General features: G+C 65.9%; 16 protein-coding genes. 7 read left to right on the top strand and 9 right to left on the bottom strand.

The window, feature by feature from the left end:
* Positions 1 to 127: 127 nt before the first annotated feature.
* Positions 128 to 1,828, top strand: coding sequence for a DEAD/DEAH box helicase (locus tag FDW81_RS00525; protein ID WP_138132038.1), 1,701 nt, complete (start codon positions 128 to 130; stop codon positions 1,826 to 1,828).
* 8 nt (positions 1,829 to 1,836) lie between these two features.
* Positions 1,837 to 2,709, top strand: a complete 873-nt coding sequence (locus FDW81_RS00520) for a site-specific DNA-methyltransferase (RefSeq protein WP_138132036.1) — start codon at positions 1,837 to 1,839, stop codon at positions 2,707 to 2,709.
* A 12-nt stretch (positions 2,710 to 2,721) separates the two neighbouring features.
* Here FDW81_RS00520 and FDW81_RS00515 read toward each other — a convergent pair whose 3' ends face one another.
* On the bottom strand, positions 2,722 to 3,570 hold the full coding sequence (locus tag FDW81_RS00515; RefSeq protein ID WP_138132034.1) for a PHP domain-containing protein: 849 nt from the start codon (positions 3,568 to 3,570) through the stop codon (positions 2,722 to 2,724).
* Between the two features lie 147 nt (positions 3,571 to 3,717).
* Between FDW81_RS00515 and FDW81_RS00510 the strand changes: the two genes are divergently transcribed.
* Positions 3,718 to 5,304, top strand: a complete 1,587-nt coding sequence (locus FDW81_RS00510) for an aminopeptidase P family protein (RefSeq protein ID WP_138132032.1) — start codon at positions 3,718 to 3,720, stop codon at positions 5,302 to 5,304.
* A gap of 132 nt (positions 5,305 to 5,436) precedes the next feature.
* On the opposite strand, the gene FDW81_RS00505 is transcribed toward FDW81_RS00510, so the two are convergent.
* A complete protein-coding gene (locus tag FDW81_RS00505) occupies positions 5,437 to 6,396 on the bottom strand; it encodes a general stress protein (RefSeq protein ID WP_138132030.1) in 960 nt (319 codons plus the stop codon).
* 77 nt (positions 6,397 to 6,473) lie between these two features.
* Between FDW81_RS00505 and FDW81_RS00500 the strand changes: the two genes are divergently transcribed.
* The 3 genes from FDW81_RS00500 to FDW81_RS00490 are packed head-to-tail and all read left to right on the top strand — an operon-like array spanning position 6,474 to position 9,584.
* The gene (locus FDW81_RS00500; protein ID WP_138132028.1) at positions 6,474 to 7,760 is read left to right on the top strand and encodes a magnesium transporter MgtE N-terminal domain-containing protein; all 1,287 of its coding nucleotides are present in this window, start codon (positions 6,474 to 6,476) and stop codon (positions 7,758 to 7,760) included.
* On the top strand, positions 7,741 to 8,442 hold the full coding sequence (locus FDW81_RS00495) for a DUF1003 domain-containing protein (protein WP_138132026.1): 702 nt from the start codon (positions 7,741 to 7,743) through the stop codon (positions 8,440 to 8,442). Before FDW81_RS00500 ends, FDW81_RS00495 begins: the two co-directional genes overlap by 20 nt.
* On the top strand, positions 8,442 to 9,584 hold the full coding sequence (locus FDW81_RS00490; RefSeq protein WP_138132024.1) for an Mrp/NBP35 family ATP-binding protein: 1,143 nt from the start codon (positions 8,442 to 8,444) through the stop codon (positions 9,582 to 9,584). Before FDW81_RS00495 ends, FDW81_RS00490 begins: the two co-directional genes overlap by 1 nt.
* Before the next feature lie 47 nt (positions 9,585 to 9,631).
* Here the strand turns inward: FDW81_RS00490 and FDW81_RS00485 are convergent, their stop codons facing one another.
* From FDW81_RS00485 to sigE, 3 genes are all read right to left on the bottom strand, one after another.
* Positions 9,632 to 10,045 (bottom strand): Sec-independent protein translocase TatB, encoded by a 414-nt coding sequence (locus tag FDW81_RS00485; RefSeq protein WP_138132022.1) that lies wholly within the window; start codon positions 10,043 to 10,045, stop codon positions 9,632 to 9,634.
* A gap of 69 nt (positions 10,046 to 10,114) precedes the next feature.
* Positions 10,115 to 10,930: an anti-sigma factor gene (locus FDW81_RS00480; protein ID WP_138132020.1), complete on the bottom strand. Its 816-nt coding sequence runs from the start codon at positions 10,928 to 10,930 to the stop codon at positions 10,115 to 10,117.
* 88 nt (positions 10,931 to 11,018) lie between these two features.
* Positions 11,019 to 11,633 (bottom strand): RNA polymerase sigma factor SigE, encoded by a 615-nt coding sequence (gene sigE, locus FDW81_RS00475; RefSeq protein ID WP_138132018.1) that lies wholly within the window; start codon positions 11,631 to 11,633, stop codon positions 11,019 to 11,021.
* A gap of 226 nt (positions 11,634 to 11,859) precedes the next feature.
* On the opposite strand from sigE, the gene FDW81_RS00470 reads away from it, so the two are divergent.
* Entirely contained in the window at positions 11,860 to 12,492 is a 633-nt protein-coding gene (locus tag FDW81_RS00470) for an O-methyltransferase (RefSeq protein ID WP_138132016.1), read from the top strand.
* Between the two features lie 51 nt (positions 12,493 to 12,543).
* Here FDW81_RS00470 and FDW81_RS00465 read toward each other — a convergent pair whose 3' ends face one another.
* The 4 genes from FDW81_RS00465 to FDW81_RS00450 all read right to left on the bottom strand — a co-directional run bounded on the left by FDW81_RS00465 (position 12,544) and on the right by FDW81_RS00450 (position 15,437).
* Positions 12,544 to 12,711 carry a DUF3117 domain-containing protein gene (locus FDW81_RS00465; RefSeq protein WP_009357720.1) on the bottom strand — a complete coding sequence of 56 codons (168 nt, stop codon included), beginning with the start codon at positions 12,709 to 12,711 and terminating at the stop codon, positions 12,544 to 12,546.
* 231 nt (positions 12,712 to 12,942) lie between these two features.
* On the bottom strand, positions 12,943 to 14,208 hold the full coding sequence (locus FDW81_RS00460) for a hypothetical protein (protein WP_370278625.1): 1,266 nt from the start codon (positions 14,206 to 14,208) through the stop codon (positions 12,943 to 12,945).
* Positions 14,205 to 14,606 (bottom strand): DivIVA domain-containing protein, encoded by a 402-nt coding sequence (locus FDW81_RS00455; RefSeq protein WP_138132014.1) that lies wholly within the window; start codon positions 14,604 to 14,606, stop codon positions 14,205 to 14,207. Before FDW81_RS00455 ends, FDW81_RS00460 begins: the two co-directional genes overlap by 4 nt.
* Before the next feature lie 48 nt (positions 14,607 to 14,654).
* Positions 14,655 to 15,437 carry a TIGR00730 family Rossman fold protein gene (locus tag FDW81_RS00450; protein WP_138132012.1) on the bottom strand — a complete coding sequence of 261 codons (783 nt, stop codon included), beginning with the start codon at positions 15,435 to 15,437 and terminating at the stop codon, positions 14,655 to 14,657.
* Positions 15,438 to 15,456: the final 19 nt, after the last annotated feature.

Genomic DNA, 15,456 nt, shown 5'->3' with positions numbered 1-15,456 from the left:
CATTTAGATAGCCCGCGATCGGCTTCCACTGGAATTGCTTGCGCGCCCGAGCGTGCTCCGGAACGGCTGCCCAGCCGCTCCGTTGAGCAGGCAGCGCCCTGGCCCAAATGAATAAGGAAACTCCCCCGTGAGTGAATTGCACACCCACCAGCTTCTGACCGACGAGACCGGCACCGAGACCCTTGAGCCGGAAGAAACCATCATTTCGGATGAGAAGCCCCACGAGATCGCGGAGAAATCCTTCGCGGACTACAACGTGCGCGCAGACATCGTGGAGTCCCTGGCCGACGCCGGAATCACGCACCCGTTCCCCATCCAGGCCATGACCCTGCCGGTGGCCCTCTCCGGGCACGACATCATCGGCCAGGCCAAAACAGGCACCGGCAAGACCCTGGGCTTCGGCATCCCCGCGCTCCAGCGCGTGGTGGGCCAGGACGACCCCGGCTACGAAAAACTGGCAGTCCCCGGCGCGCCGCAGGCCCTGGTTATCGTGCCCACCCGGGAACTCGCGGTGCAGGTGGCCAACGACCTGCAGACCGCCTCCCGCAAACGGAACGCCCGCATCGCCACCATCTACGGCGGACGCGCTTACGAGCCCCAGGTAGAGGCACTGAAGAAGGGCGTGGAGGTAGTGGTGGGAACCCCCGGGCGACTCATCGACCTCTACAAGCAGAAGCACCTGAGCCTGAAGAACGTCAAGATCGTCATCCTGGACGAGGCCGACGAAATGCTGGACCTCGGCTTCCTGCCCGACGTCGAAACCCTGATCGCTGCCACCCCCGCGGTCCGGCAGACGCTGCTGTTCTCCGCTACCATGCCCGGCCCAGTCATCGCCATGGCGCGCCGCTACATGACGCAGCCCACCCATATCCGCGCGGCCGATCCGGAAGATGAAGGCCTGACCAAGCGCGACATCCGCCAGCTGATCTACCGTGCGCACAGCATGGACAAGATCGAGGTGGTGGCCCGCATCCTCCAGTCAAGGGGACGCGGACGCACCATCATCTTCACCAAGACCAAGCGCACCGCAGCCAAGGTTGCCGAGGAACTGGTGGACCGCGGCTTCGCTGCCGCCGCCATCCACGGCGACCTGGGCCAGGGTGCCCGCGAGCAGGCACTGCGGGCTTTCCGCAACAACAAGGTCGATGTGCTCGTGGCAACGGACGTCGCCGCCCGCGGCATCGACGTCGAGGACGTCACCCACGTCATCAACTACCAGTGCGTTGAAGACGAGAAGATCTACCTGCACCGCGTGGGCCGCACGGGCCGCGCCGGCAACAAGGGCACCGCCGTCACCTTCGTGGACTGGGACGATGTACCCCGCTGGGCGCTGATCAACAAGGCACTCGGCCTCAACGTCCCCGAGCCGGTGGAAACGTACTCCTCATCGCCGCACCTGTACTCGGACCTGGACATTCCCGAAGGCACCAAGGGCCGCCTACCCCGTGACAAGCGCACGCTGGCGGGCGTTGACGCCGAAATGCTGGAGGACCTGGGCGAAACCGGCAAGAAGAACAGCCGCGGCGGACGTGACGCAGGCCGCTCCGGGGAGCGCGGTGGACGCGAGCGTGATGGCCGCGAACGTGCCGGACGGGACCGCAAGCACGAAGGCGGCCGCAGCGGTGACTCCGCTGCCCGCTCAGGTGAGCGCCGCCGTCGTACTTCCGACTCTGCCGCAGCACCCGCGGCAGCAGCAGCCGGTGATGCCCCCGCCGCAGACAGCGAGACGCCCTCACGTACCCGCCGCACGCGCACCCGCACGCGCCGCCGCAACGGGGAAGTGGTTGCAGGTGCGGACGGTACGGCACAGTCAGGCACCGAGGCTTAACCCGCTCAATGACTGACACCGTCTGGGCGCCGGACGGCAGCAGCCTGGTGGTACACGCGGACAACGCGGATTTCCTCCCTTCGCTGCCGGACGGCGCCTTCACACTGATCTACGTGGATCCTCCGTTCAACACGGGCCGGGCCCAGCGGCGCCAGCAAACCACCATGGTGGTGAACGCGGACGGCACCGGGGACCGCGTCGGGTTCAAGGGACGCTCCTACGACACGATCAAAGGAGCCCTTCACCGCTATGACGATGCGTTCAGCGACTACTGGTCCTTCCTTGAGCCGCGGCTAGTGGAGGCGTGGCGGCTCCTGGCGGACAACGGCACCTTGTACCTGCACCTCGACTACCGTGAGGTGCACTATGCCAAGGTGATGCTGGATGCAATCTTCGGCCGCGAGTGCTTCCTGAACGAGATCATCTGGGCCTACGACTACGGGGCCCGGGCCAAGAACCGCTGGCCCACCAAGCACGACAACATTTTGGTGTACGTCAAGAACCCCACCAAGTACCACTTCGACAGTGCCGAGGTGGACCGCGAGCCGTACATGGCGCCAGGCCTGGTCACCCCGGCCAAGCGGGAGCTGGGCAAGCTGCCCACGGACGTCTGGTGGCACACCATAGTCTCCCCCACCGGCAAGGAGAAGACCGGCTATCCCACGCAAAAGCCGGAGGGCCTGGTGCGGCGGGTAGTGGCGGCCTCAAGCCGGCCCGGCGACTGGTGCCTGGATTTCTTTGCAGGTTCCGGAACCCTCGGTGCCGTGGCCGCCAAGATGGGCCGACGGTTCGTATGCGTGGACCAGAACCGGCCCGCCATCGACATCATGGCCCAGCGGCTCGGTGCCCACGCCCGGTTCACGTCCTTCCCGCCGAGCTAGCCAGGGGCGGGGTCAAGGGCGGACGACGGGGGTCCCGGTCCCCATCTCCTCAATCCGCGCCAGCACCTCGGGCGCAGTGATGTTCTCCCCCAGCAGGTTGAGCTTGCCGGTCCCGTGGTAGTCCGAGGATCCGGTGACGAGCAGGTCGTGCCTGGCCGCGAGCCGCCGCAGGAACGCCCTCCCCTCCTCGGGGTTGTCCCGGTGGTCGATCTCCAACCCCGCCAGGCCGGCGTCGATCATTTCCTGGTAAACGCGCTCCCCCACAATGCGACCCCGCGAGGAGGCCACGGGATGGGCAAAGACCGGCACCCCACCGGCAGCACGGACCAGTTCGACGGCGGTGGCCGGAGCGGGTGCGTAGTGCTGGATGAAGTAGCGCGACCGTGAAGTGAGGATGGAGGCGAAGGCTTCGGAGCGGTCCTCCACCACACCCGCGGCCACCAGGGCGTCGGCAATGTGGGGCCTCCCCAGCGTAGCGCCGGGAGCCACATGATGGATGACGTCGTCCCACGTCAGGGGGTAGTCCTCCGCCAGCAGGGTGACCATCCGCTCGGCACGGGTCTGGCGGGCGTCCTTGGCCTTGGTGATCTCCTCCAGGAGCCCGGGATGGTTTGGATCGTGGAGGTAGCTCAGCAGGTGTACGCTGATGCCCTCCTCCGTGCGGCAGGAAACCTCCATTCCCGGCACCAGCGCCACCCCCTGTTCAACAGCGGCGGCAGATGCTTCAGCCCAGCCCGCGGTGGAGTCGTGGTCGGTCAGGGCCACCACGTCCAGGCCGGCGCGGGCAGCGGAAGCCATGACGTCTGCGGGCTTCTCAGTGCCGTCGGAAACATTGGAGTGGGCATGCAGGTCGATCCTCACCTGTCCAGACTAGTTGACCTTCCGTTCACCCTGCGTATGCCCTGCCGCGCCCGAGGTACCTACCCTGAGCCCGGGGCAAGCGGCACCGCTGCTGATCCACCTGTTCGCGTGTTCGCGCCGCCGCGGACGTGGTGAGACGATGGTGCCGTGAACGATGCCGAAAACACCCAAAACTCTGCTCCCCAGCCCCTGGACGAGCGCGTCAACAACCGCTCGCAGCGGCCCAGTTCCGACGCCTTCAAGGCTTTCATGGCCAGCAACTGGGCGCCCTCCCGCCAGGAACTCCCGGCCCGCGACGCCGTGGCCGATTACGCCGCAAACCGGCGCAAGGCGATTTCCGGCCAGTTCAAAGGTGAACGCTTGGTAATCCCCGCGGGGCCGCTCAAGGTCCGCTCCAACGACTGCGACTACCGTTTCCGCCCGCACTCCGGGTTCGCGCACCTTACCGGGCTGGGCCTTGACCACGAGCCGGACGCGGTGCTGGTAATGGAGCCGGTTGCGGAAGGAAGGGGCGACGACGGCGGCCACCACCGGGCCACGCTCTACTTCCGGCCCTTGGCCGGCAGGGATACTGAACAGTTTTACGCCGATGCACGCTCCGGTGAATTCTGGATCGGCGCCCAGCCCACGCTTGCCGAGTTCCAGGCACGCCTTGGCTTGGCCACAGCCCACATCGACCAGCTGGAGACGGCCATCACCAAGGATGTGGGTGCCCCGGAAATCGGCGGTATGTCCATCCGGCTGGTCCGCAAGGTGGACGAAAACATCGATGCACTGGTGGACACCGCACGCTACAACACCGCCAGGGACCCCGAGAACCTGGACTTGGGCGTCCTCGATGCCCTGGACGAGAAGCTGAGCGAAGCCCTCTCCGAGCTCCGGCTGCTCAAGGACAGCTGGGAGATCGAGCAGATGAAGCTCGCGGTAGCGGCTACTGTTGAAGGCTTCGAGGAGGTCGTGAAGGTCCTGCCCCGCGCCCTCACGCACGCACGGGGCGAGCGGGTGGTGGAAGGTGCCTTCTTCGCCAAGGCGCGTGAAGTGGGGAACGAGCTCGGCTACGACACCATCGCCGCCTCGGGCAACAACGCCACGGTGCTGCACTGGACCCGCAACACCGGAAGGATCCATGCCGGCGAGCTCCTCCTGCTGGACGCCGGGGTGGAAGTGGATTCGCTGTACACAGCCGACGTCACCCGCACCCTTCCCGCCAGTGGCGCGTTCAGCGACATCCAGCGAAAGGTTTATGAAGCAGTACTGGACGCCGCCGACGCCGGATTCGCCGCCGCCCGGCCCGGTGCCAAGTTCCGCGACGTACACACCGCGGCCACCACGGTACTGGCTGAACGGCTCGCCGAATGGGGTCTCCTGCCGGTACCGGTTGAAGAAGCCATCAGTCCCGAGGGCCAGCAGCACCGCCGGTGGATGCCGCACGGCACCAGCCACCACCTGGGCCTGGACGTCCATGACTGCGCCCAGGCCAGGCGCGAGCTCTACCTGGACGGCGTCCTGACCGAAGGCATGGTGTTCACCATCGAACCCGGCCTTTACTTCAAGGACGAGGATCTGGCCATCCCGGAGGAATACCGCGGGATCGGAGTCAGGATTGAAGACGACGTCCTGATGACCGCCGACGGCCCCGTCAACCTCAGCGCGGGCCTGCCCCGCACGCCCGGCGACGTAGAGGACTGGATGGGCGGGATCTACCGGGAAGCCGAGGCAGCCAAAGACGCCTAGCCTGTCGTCCTGCACCGCTTCGCGCCATCCGCGAATACACGGAGCGGGCTTTCTGCGAGGGAAGAAGAAGCGGGGCGGCCGGAGCAATCCGGCCGCCCCGCTTCTTCTTTATTCCCGGTGGCCTGCTGCCGGCTACTGCCGGCCCTCGCCCGGGCGCTGCTGGTCAGACCCGTGCTCGCCGTCCCCGCGGTGGCCTTCTGCATGCTCCTCATGCCCGCGGTACTGGTCCTGCGCTGCCTGCTGGTCCTGAGTCATGTGCTGGCCCTGCCCGCCCTGCGGCCCGCCGGCCTCGGCAGCAGGACCCTGCGGAAGGCGGATCCCGTATTGGGGCCGGCCGTCCGGCAGGTCCGGGTACCGGACGGAGCGGACCGGCGCCGCGGGCTGCTGCGGGACATCGTGCTGGCTGAGGGGTGCGCCCTGGACCGGGTTATTTCCCTGGCCGAGGTTTTCCTGCACGGAAGAACCGGACTGCTGGCCGTAGGGATCATTCCATCCGGACGGACGGGCCGGCCCCTGGCCCTGCTGGTATGGCTGGTTATGATAGTCCCGCTGCGTGTAGGCACCGCTGCCGGTGGCTGCATCGGACCGGGTCATCGGCAACTGCTGAAGGAGCCGCCGGGCTTCGTGGGCTGCTTCCGGCGACACCACGACGTCGTAACTGGTGGCCACCACCTGGCTCGTGGAGGTGAAGTCCCGCTTGCCCCGCTGCATCGCATAGGTGACGATGCCGAACAGCATGAAGAACGCCGCGCCCATCAGCACGGACGTAAGAATGGAGAAGTACCCCGGCGACGGCGCAAAGAAGGACAGCATGACGCCCACGAACAGGCCGAACCACATGCCGCTCAACGCTCCGGACAGCGCCACCCGCGGATAGCTGAGGCGCCCCGTGACCCGCTCCACCATCTTCAGTTCGTTGCCCACAATGGAGACCATGTGGACCGGGAACTGCTGGTCCGCGAGGTAGTCCACCGCTTTCTGGGCATCCAGGTAGGAGGTGTAGGAACCGACGGTATCGCCGGTGGGAACGGCACGGGCCTCGTCCATTCCACCGGGCCCGCCGGCCTTGGGAGCACCAAAAATGTTTGCCATACTCCCATTCTTGCCCATGAGTATGGATGCTGCCTGTAAATTCAGCTAAAAGAGAGCAGACTCGGTAGCCTGTAGGAGTGAGCACAACACCTACGCGCGTCTTCGTCGCCCGCCTCTTGGGCCTCGATGTCTTCGACCCGCTGGGCGACCGGCTGGGCCGCCTGCGCGACGTAGTTGTGTTGTCCCGGGGGACCCAGGGCCCGCCGCATGTGGTGGGCATCGTCGTCGAAGTTCCCGGCAAAAAGCGGGTGTTCGTGCCCATGACCCGGATTACCTCTATCGACCAGACCCAGATCATCTGCACCGGCCTGGTCAATCTCCGCCGGTTCGAACAGCGTGGGGCCGAAACACTGGTGGTCGCCGAAATGTTCGACCGCCGCGTCACACTGCGGGACGGCAGCGGCGATGCCACCATCGAAGACATCGCGATGGACCAGACCCGTTCCGGCGACTGGTTCGTCAGCAAGCTCTTTGTCCGGCGTGGCCATTCCGTATCCCCGCTGAGCCGGCTGCGCCGCAACAACGAAACCCTGATCATCGACTGGGCCGACGCCCTGCAGGGTCCGCGTACCGAACCCCAGGCAGCCACCCAGTTCGTAGCCAACCACGAGGACCTCAAGCCCGCGGACTTCGCCGAAGCGCTGCAGGAGATGAGCGACAAACGCCGCTTCGAGGTGGCAAGCGAGCTGCAGGATGAGCGCCTGGCCGACGTCCTCCAGGAGCTCCCGGAGGACGACCAGGTGGAGATTCTTTCCGCCCTGGACGTCCAGCGCGCGGCGGACGTCCTGGAGGAGATGGATCCCGATGACGCTGCTGACCTTTTGGGAGAGCTCCCCTCCGCCCAGGCCGAGGAGCTCCTGCAGCTGATGGAGCCGGAGGGTGCAGAGGACGTCCGGCGCCTTCTGGAGTACGACGAGGACACTGCAGGCGGGCTCATGACCCCTGTCCCGGTCATCCTGCCCCCGGAAGCCACTGTGGCCGAAGCACTGGCACATGTGCGCCGGGAGGAGCTTTCACCCGCACTGGCTTCCTCAATCTTCATCGCCAGGCCGCCGCTGGAGACGCCCACTGGCAGGTTCCTGGGCGTGGTCCATATTCAGCAGCTGCTCCGGTTCCCACCGTTCGAGTCGCTGGGAAACCTGGTGGACAAGAACCTGGAGCCCCTGTCCGACCAGGCGCATATCAGCGAAGTGGCGAGGACCCTTGCCACCTACAACTTGAATTCCCTCCCCGTGGTCAATGACGCCGGCCGGCTTGTGGGGGCGGTGACTGTTGATGACGTCCTGGATCATCTGTTGCCGGATGATTGGCGCGCCCACGATGGCGAAGCCCCGATAAGAAGGCTTGGTGGCCGCATTGGCTGACAGCAGCGCACCGAAGAACCCCCAGCAGCGCAAGGGCGGGAAGGCGGCGCAGAAAGGCAGCCTTGACACACCCCTGAGCGGGCGCCAGCGGATCCTGCCGAAGCTGTCCCCCGATCCGGACGCATTCGGGCACGCCACCGAGGGTTTTGCCCGATTCATGGGCACCCCGCAGTTCCTGCTGTATATGACGGTGTTCTGTATCTTCTGGCTGGCCTGGAACACCTGGGCGCCGCTGGAATGGCAGTTCGATTCCAAGGACCTCGGGTTCACCCTGCTGACCCTGATGCTGTCCCTGCAGGCCTCCTACGCGGCCCCGCTGCTGCTGCTCGCGCAGAACCGGCAGGACGACCGTGACCGGGTCTCGTTGCAGCAGGACCGCCAGCGTGCTGAACGCAACCTGTCCGATACCGAATACCTCACCCGGGAGCTCGCCTCGCTGAGGATCGCGCTGCGCGAGGTTGCCACCCGGGACTACGTCCGCGCCGAGCTGCGCTCGCTCCTGGAAGACATGCTGGAAGCCCAGGAGGAGCTCCGCGCCCACGAGCCAGACGGGCATGGGCAGCACGAGTCCCCCAAGGACAAAGTACGGGAAAAGCTCCGCGAGCAGCGCGACCGGCAGCGCAGTCCCCGCACGCAGCAAATCCCCCGGATCAAACCCGGCCATTCCAACCAGGACTTCTAATGAACGAACCCACCGCCAGCCCTGCGCTGGCCGAGGCAGTCAATGCTGCCCTGGCCACCGTCATCGACCCCGAACTCCGCCGCCCCATCACGGAGCTGGGCATGGTGGAGTCCGTCAGCATGGCCGACGACGGCCGTGTAAGCCTGGTGGTCCTGCTCACCATCGCCGGCTGCCCCCTGAGGGACACAATAACCGCCGACGCCACCAAGGCACTGCTGGCAGTGCCGGGCGTCGCCGCCGTCGACGTTGAACTGAAGGTGATGACGCAGGAACAGCGGGACGCGCTCAAGGAACTGCTCCGCGGCGCCGGGGGCCAGCGCGGCATCCCCTTCAACCAGCCCGATTCCCTCACCAGGGTTTACGCGGTGGCCAGCGGCAAGGGCGGAGTGGGAAAGTCCTCGGTGACCGTCAACCTTGCCTGCGCGCTGGCTGCCCAGGGCCTTCGGGTTGGCATTGTGGACGCCGACGTATACGGCTTCTCAGTGCCTGCGCTGATGGGCATCACCCAGCCGCCCACCCGCGTGGACGACATGATACTTCCCCCGGTTGCCTACGGCGTCAAAGTAATTTCCATCGGAATGTTCGTCAGCGGCAACCAGCCCGTGGCCTGGCGCGGACCCATGCTGCACCGTGCCCTTGAACAGTTCCTCACGGACGTCTACTTTGGCGACCTGGACGCCCTCTTCCTGGACCTGCCGCCGGGCACAGGGGACATCGCGATTTCAGTAGCCCAGCTCCTGCCCAAGGCCGAAATCCTCGTGGTCACCACACCGCAGGCAGCCGCCGCGGACGTGGCCGAGCGGGCAGGCGCGATCGCCACCCAGACAGGCCAGAAAGTGGCAGGCGTCATCGAGAACATGTCCTACCTTGAAATGCCCGACGGCGGCAGGATGGAATTGTTCGGAAGCGGCGGCGGGACTGTACTCGCTGAGCGGCTGACGGCGACGGTGGGGGCAGAGGTGCCCCTGCTGGGACAGATTCCGCTCGACATACAGCTGCGCGAAGGCGGCGACACCGGCGTGCCGATAGTCCTGGGCCAGGCCGGAACACCGGCGGCGCAGGCATTGTCAGCCATTGCCGGGCGACTGGCGGCGACCCCGCGCGGTCTTGCGGGGATGAAACTGGGGCTGCAGCCGCGCTGAGGCTACGCTTCTTCAGCAGGCGGCAAAGCCTGCGCGGGGTGTCTGGGCTAGGTGGCTTCAGTGTCGAACGGAGCGGCCTCGCCCGCAGGCAATGACTGGACTACCCGTGCCGGCCGTTGGGCGGCAGCGATCCCTGCGGCGCCAGCGGCGGCGGCTCCCGAAACGGCGGCAACCGCGGCCGGAGCGCCTGCGCTGACTGGCTTCGACTCGTCGTCGAGCAGTGCCTCTTTGATAATGCGCCGCGGATCGTACTGGCGGGGATCGTACTTCTTCCAGTCGACATCGTCGATGTCGATGCCCACTTCTTCCTTGATCTGCTCGCGGGCACCGGAAGCCATGCGGCGTACTTCCTTGACCAGGTTCGCCAGCTTCTGGGTGTATTCGGGCAGCCTTTGGGGACCGATCACCAGAACGCCAATGATCAGCAAAAGGAAGAACTCCGGGCCGTTGATTCCAAACACTTTAGGAAGATTACCCTCTCCGGGCTGCCAGTGACGATTCCCGCCCGGGGGCTGCCGAAACTGCTCGTCCTACGCGGTGAAAAAGGCAACGATGCGGTTGACCCCCCGCTGCAGGCGGGTTCCCAGTGACTCTTCGGCTGCTTCCCTTTGGGCAGCCGGCACTCCAGCCGCCACGCCCTCCTCGGCCAGCGTCCCCAGCCGGTGAAGGATGGGAACGGCGTCGTCGGCCTGCTCAGCCGGCAGGTCCGATTCATAGCTGAAGGTGCGGCCCGGCGTCCGGTAGGTTGCAGACCAGGGCGAGGACCGCCACACGTGCAGGGGGCTGTCCTGGCTGGCTGCGCCCTGCCCAACGCTGACGTCAGCCGCACTACCCTGCGCGGCATCGCCCTGCCCGGGGACACGCTGTTCAACCACTGTGGCGTAATGCCTGCCGTCGGTGAGCCTTATCTCCACGGCGGGCCCGCCGTCGCGCACCGTGGCTCTTGCTGATTCAAGGCGGAATCCCATTGCTTCCAGTTCCGGGCAGGCCCAGCCCTCTGACCGCAGCCGGTTGAGCTGTTCCCCGCTCAAGAGCCGGCCGTCGGCTGGGGTCTGGGACGAAACCTGCGACAGGGCGGCCGCATTCGCGGCGGCAGCACCGGGCAGAGCATCTCCTGCGGCTGCGAAGGCACCCGCAGCCAGCACAGCTGCTGCTGCCACACTGCTTCCCGCCGTAATCGCCAGGAAGCGGACAGCCCTCCGGGGAGCATTCGGACTATGGGGGGCAACCGCTGGCCTGGCTGCCAGCTCCTGCGTGCGGGCCAGCAGCCGGGCCGTCAGGTCATCGCTGGCGGGCGGGATGGGGGCATCACGGAGACGCTCCAGGTACTGGCGTTCCCGCCGCATCGCTGAAGAACATTCGTGGCAGGACTGAAGATGGCTGCGCGTGCGCTCATGCCTGCGCCCGAACGGAAACCGGGACCTCATGCGCCGTTCAGAGGACGCCGGCGATGCGCGGCATGGACAGTTTGCGTCGGGTCTGCTGCGGACGTGGGTCGCGGTGGGCCAGCTTCTCACGCAGCATGGTGCGTCCGCGGTGGATCCTTGACCGGACGGTCCCGAGCTTCACCCCGAGCGCCTCCGCTACCTCGTCATAGGAGAGGCCTTCAAGGTCGCACAGGACCACGGCGGCGCGGAAGTCCGGCGGGAGTTCCTCCAGGGCCGCCTGCACATCAACATCGAGGTTGTTCAGCTCGAAGCTCTGCTCCGGCCCCGGCTCGCGGCCCGGGAGACGGGACTCGGCGTCCTCGGCAAGGGCATCGAAGCGGATGCGGGTCCTGCGCCGCGCCTGGTCCAGGAAAAGGTTGGTGGTGATGCGGTGCAGCCAACCGTCGATGGTTCCGGGCTTGAAGTTTTCCAGAGAGCGGAAGACGCGGACGAACACCTCCTGGGTGAGGTCCTCGGCGTCGTACTTGTTTCCGGTCAGGCGGTAGGCAAGACGGTAGACTTTCGCGGAGTGATTGGTGACCACTTCTTCCCAGGTGGGACGAACCCAATCACTCTCAGGATGGTTTGCTGCAGGGACAGGTGCCACAACTGATGATGACATCGTCCACTCCCCTCGTGGAATGCTAACGCCCGGATACTGTTGACATCTATTATTCGGCGCCGGTCACCTTACGGATGAGCGGATAATAATCATTTCAAACTTGTCTGGGAATTTCCTGACTGCGCGAAAGTTCAGCCCTCGGCGCAACCGCCCGGCTCCGCCGTTGCTGCCGCCGGACACAGTAGGCTGTACAGGACATCCCCCTGCCGCCCAGAAAGCGAATCCCATGAGTGCCGACAAGTCCACCAGCTGGTCCTATGCAGAAGATCTGCCCGCTGAGGATGAGGTCATGTTGCGGGCCCGGGAGCGGTCCTTCGAACTGGGAGTTACCCCGGTAGGGCCGGGGGTCGGAGCGGTCCTCACTGTGTTGGCGGCCTCGTCCAAGGCCCAGACCGCCGTCGAAGTCGGGACGGGAGCCGGAGTGTCAGGTGTGTGCCTGCTCCGGGGCCTGGGCCGCCAATCCGTCCTTACCACCATCGATGTGGACGTCGAGCACCTGAAGGCCGCCCGCGAGGCATTCGCTGAGGCAGGAAGCCCCGCCAACCGCACCCGCACCATTTCCGGCAGGGCGGGTGACGTCCTGCCACGGCTTACAGACGCCGCCTACGACCTCGTGTTCCTCGACGCCGACAAGCCCGGGCTTCCCGGCTACGTGGAGCAGGCCATCCGGCTCCTCAAGCCGGCCGGACTGCTGATCATCAACGACGCCCTGGACAAGGACAAGGTTTCCAATCCTGCCGGGCGGGAAGCCACTACCGTAGTCCTGCGCCAGGTGGGTAAGGCGATCCGCGACGACGAGAGGCTGGCCTCTGCCATGCTTCCCACCGGTGACGGGCTGCTGGTGGCAGTCAAGAAATAGCCGAAAAGGGCAGGGTCCGCAGCCTGGTGGCTGCGGACCCTGCCCGCACATTCATTCGGTAACGCCGACGAGGCATTCCTTGAGGTTCGCTGCCTCAGCAGCGTTCAGCTCGACCACCAGGCGCCCGCCGCCTTCGAGCGGGACACGCATGATCAGGCTGCGGCCCTCCTTGGTGACTTCCATTGGGCCGTCGCCGGTGCGTGGTTTCATAGCCGCCATGAGGAATTCCCCTCCATTTTGTCCCAGGACTGATCAGCCCGGGCGGGCTGTGTCCGCATCGATCAAGCCGCTATGACGGGGTGGATGTACACCGCCAAGGCTGAGCGTATTCTGAATGCTTTTTGTCCTTGCTTACTTATCATTATCGCGGAATTACCCGTACGTAGCTAATCGATGGACATTTCCATCGTCTTGGTAATTCAGTACTGACCTGCGCCGAAGTTCGGAAGGTCAGGGCGGATAATCGCCGCCGCCGGGCAATTGCGCCCATGCCCACAACCACACAATCCAAACGATCTGCAGCAGCACGAACATCAGCACCACCGTCCCCCGGTAGGCCCTCGACCGGGACAAAAGGGCCGCTCCCAGCGCCAACGGAAACAACGGCAGCAGCATGCGGAACGTACTGGTTTGCGGATGCAGGAACACCACGAGGTAGCCCATGTAGCAGGCGCACCACAGGCGGAGTTCGACGCCGACCTGCCGCACGGGCGGCAGGAACAGCATGGCGCCGAAAAGCGCCACGAAAACGAAGGGAGCCAGCACGCCCAGGACCGGACCGAAGAGGTCGACGCCGGTGTCGAACCAGGGCTTGAACGGCACCAGGTCGTGGCCCCGCCATGCGGTCTCCGTCTTGGTGTAGGCCTGGATATCACCTGTTGCCGCCCACGCCGTCGCCGGCCAGGCAAGCGCCATTGCGCCCCCGACGGCGGTCAGGGCAGCAAGTGCCACGAGGTCGCCGGTCGAGTGGGTCCCGTTGAGTGGCAGCCTGCCGGCTTTGCCGGACCCGACCCGCTCCCACACATGGTGCAGGAAGATCAGCCCGAGCATGGCAGCGAAGGGCACCCCCACGGGACGGGACAGGCACAAAAGCACCACCACCGGCATGGCCCACCAGTACTGCCTCCGCAGCACCAACAGCAATGCTGCCGCCAGCAGCAGCAGCGACAGCGACTCTGCATAGGGCACCTGCAGGACTGCTGCGACAGGGAAATTCGCGAAGAAAGCCACGCCCCAGAGCGCCGGAGGGTGGGAGGCCTTGTGGCGGAACAGGACATAGACCACCAGCGCGGCGGCCCAGCCGGCCAGCATGGCGATCATTGTCAGGGATGCTGCAGGAGACAGGCCTGTCAGCCCGCTGAGACCTTTGGCCAAAGCCGGATACAAGGGATAGAACGCCCACGTGTTTTCCTGCACGCTGCCTGCAGGGTCAGTAGGCAGGACTGAGGGATAGCCGTTGGCGATGACCTGGCCGTACCAGCGGGCGTCCCAGATGTTGATGAAGTTCCAGTAATCGGGCTTCGCCGGAAACCAAGGGTTGGGGCCCTGGTGGAGGGCCGCGGCCATGAAGATGCAGGCACTGACCAGCCGGGCTCCGAGGTAGATTGCCGTGACCTGGAGCCACCACGGCCAGCGCCGCACGGCGGCCGGCACCTGCACGGCCCAGTCCTGCAGGGACGGAACCAGCCCGGCTTTTCGGCGCGCCACCGTGCTCACGGCACGTCCTTTTCCTGCGCCGACGTCCCGTCAGGTTCGGCGCCCCCGGGGTTTCCGGCTTCCGGCAGCGCTGCCCGCAGCGCGTCGATTTCCTTTTGCTTGGATTCCAGTTCCTCCTGCTTGGCGGCAAGCTGGTCCCGCAACTCGTCCAGCACCTGGTCCACCTGGTCCATCCGGTAGCCGCGAAGCCCCAGGGAGAAACGTACGCGGTCCACATCCTCCGGTGCGGCCCGGGCCGGCAGCAGGACAGGCGGCAGGTTGGCGGGCGGCTGCTCCAAACCGCCGTCCACCAGGCCGGGCAACTGACGGCCGCCTGCCCTGCCGGACCGCAGCCCGAGGCTGATCCAGAAGACACCTCCGAGCAGCAGGATGGCCAGGAAAACCAGAAAAAAGCTCACGGTTCCATCGTGCCAGAACCGGCAGCCGGGGCCGGTTCCGACGCCCGGCTACTCAGGCCGTTGCTCGCCGTTGAGGGAGGGAGCCGGGGGCACGTGCAGGACGCGGTCCACTGCCTCGGCGGGATCGTCAACCACCTGGATCAGGTCCAGGTCCTTCTCCGAGACCATGCCTTCGGCCACCAGGGTGCCCCTGATCCAGTCGATCATGGGACCCCAGAAATCGACGCCGAGAAGCACTATGGGGAACGATGTCACCTTCCGGGTCTGCACCAGCACCATTGCTTCAAACAGCTCGTCCAGGGTGCCCAGGCCGCCGGGAAGGACGATGAAGCCCTGTGCGTACTTGACGAACATGGTTTTGCGGGCAAAGAAGTACCGGAAGTTGATGCCCAGGTCCACCCACTGGTTAAGGCCCTGCTCAAAGGGCAGTTCGATGCCCAGGCCAACGGAGACGCCGTTGCCTTCAACGGTGCCGCGGTTGGCAGCTTCCATGGACCCGGGCCCGCCCCCGGTGATGACGGCGACACCGGCTTCCGCCAGTTTCCGCCCCACTTCCACGCCCATCTCGTAGTACGGACTGCCCGGCTTGGTGCGCGCTGAACCGAAGACGCTGACGGCCTTGCCGATGTCAGCCAACGCGCCGAAGCCTTCCACGAATTCACTCTGGATGCGCAGGACCCGCCAGGGATCGGTGTGGACGAACTGTCCCGGACCCTTGGTGTCGAGCAGATGCTGGTCAGACATCTCCACCGCGGCCTGTTTGCGGCGGAGTTCGAGGGGCCCCTTACGGCGTGGCTGGATGTTCCTGGCCGAATCTGCATTGATGCTCATTCACCAAGGCTAACCTCCC

The sequence above is a fragment of the Pseudarthrobacter sp. NamB4 genome, from assembly GCF_005796185.1.
In the GTDB taxonomy this organism is placed as follows: Bacteria; Actinomycetota; Actinomycetes; order Actinomycetales; family Micrococcaceae; genus Arthrobacter.
Note: the sequence above shows the minus strand (reverse complement) of the source record. Positions and strands in the feature narration are given on the sequence as shown.

What these genes read in the sequence shown, in the direction of transcription:
- FDW81_RS00520 (WP_138132036.1), top strand. Translation starts at nt 1,837, where the DNA reads ATGACTGACACCGTCTGGGCGCCGGACGGCAGCAGCCTGGTGGTACAC.
- FDW81_RS00505 (WP_138132030.1), bottom strand. Translation starts at nt 6,396, where the DNA reads ATGGCAAACATTTTTGGTGCTCCCAAGGCCGGCGGGCCCGGTGGAATG.
- FDW81_RS00490 (WP_138132024.1), top strand. Translation starts at nt 8,442, where the DNA reads ATGAACGAACCCACCGCCAGCCCTGCGCTGGCCGAGGCAGTCAATGCT.
- FDW81_RS00480 (WP_138132020.1), bottom strand. Translation starts at nt 10,930, where the DNA reads ATGCGGCGGGAACGCCAGTACCTGGAGCGTCTCCGTGATGCCCCCATC.
- sigE (WP_138132018.1), bottom strand. Translation starts at nt 11,633, where the DNA reads ATGTCATCATCAGTTGTGGCACCTGTCCCTGCAGCAAACCATCCTGAG.
- FDW81_RS00470 (WP_138132016.1), top strand. Translation starts at nt 11,860, where the DNA reads ATGAGTGCCGACAAGTCCACCAGCTGGTCCTATGCAGAAGATCTGCCC.
- FDW81_RS00465 (WP_009357720.1), bottom strand. Translation starts at nt 12,711, where the DNA reads ATGGCGGCTATGAAACCACGCACCGGCGACGGCCCAATGGAAGTCACC.
- FDW81_RS00450 (WP_138132012.1), bottom strand. Translation starts at nt 15,437, where the DNA reads ATGAGCATCAATGCAGATTCGGCCAGGAACATCCAGCCACGCCGTAAG.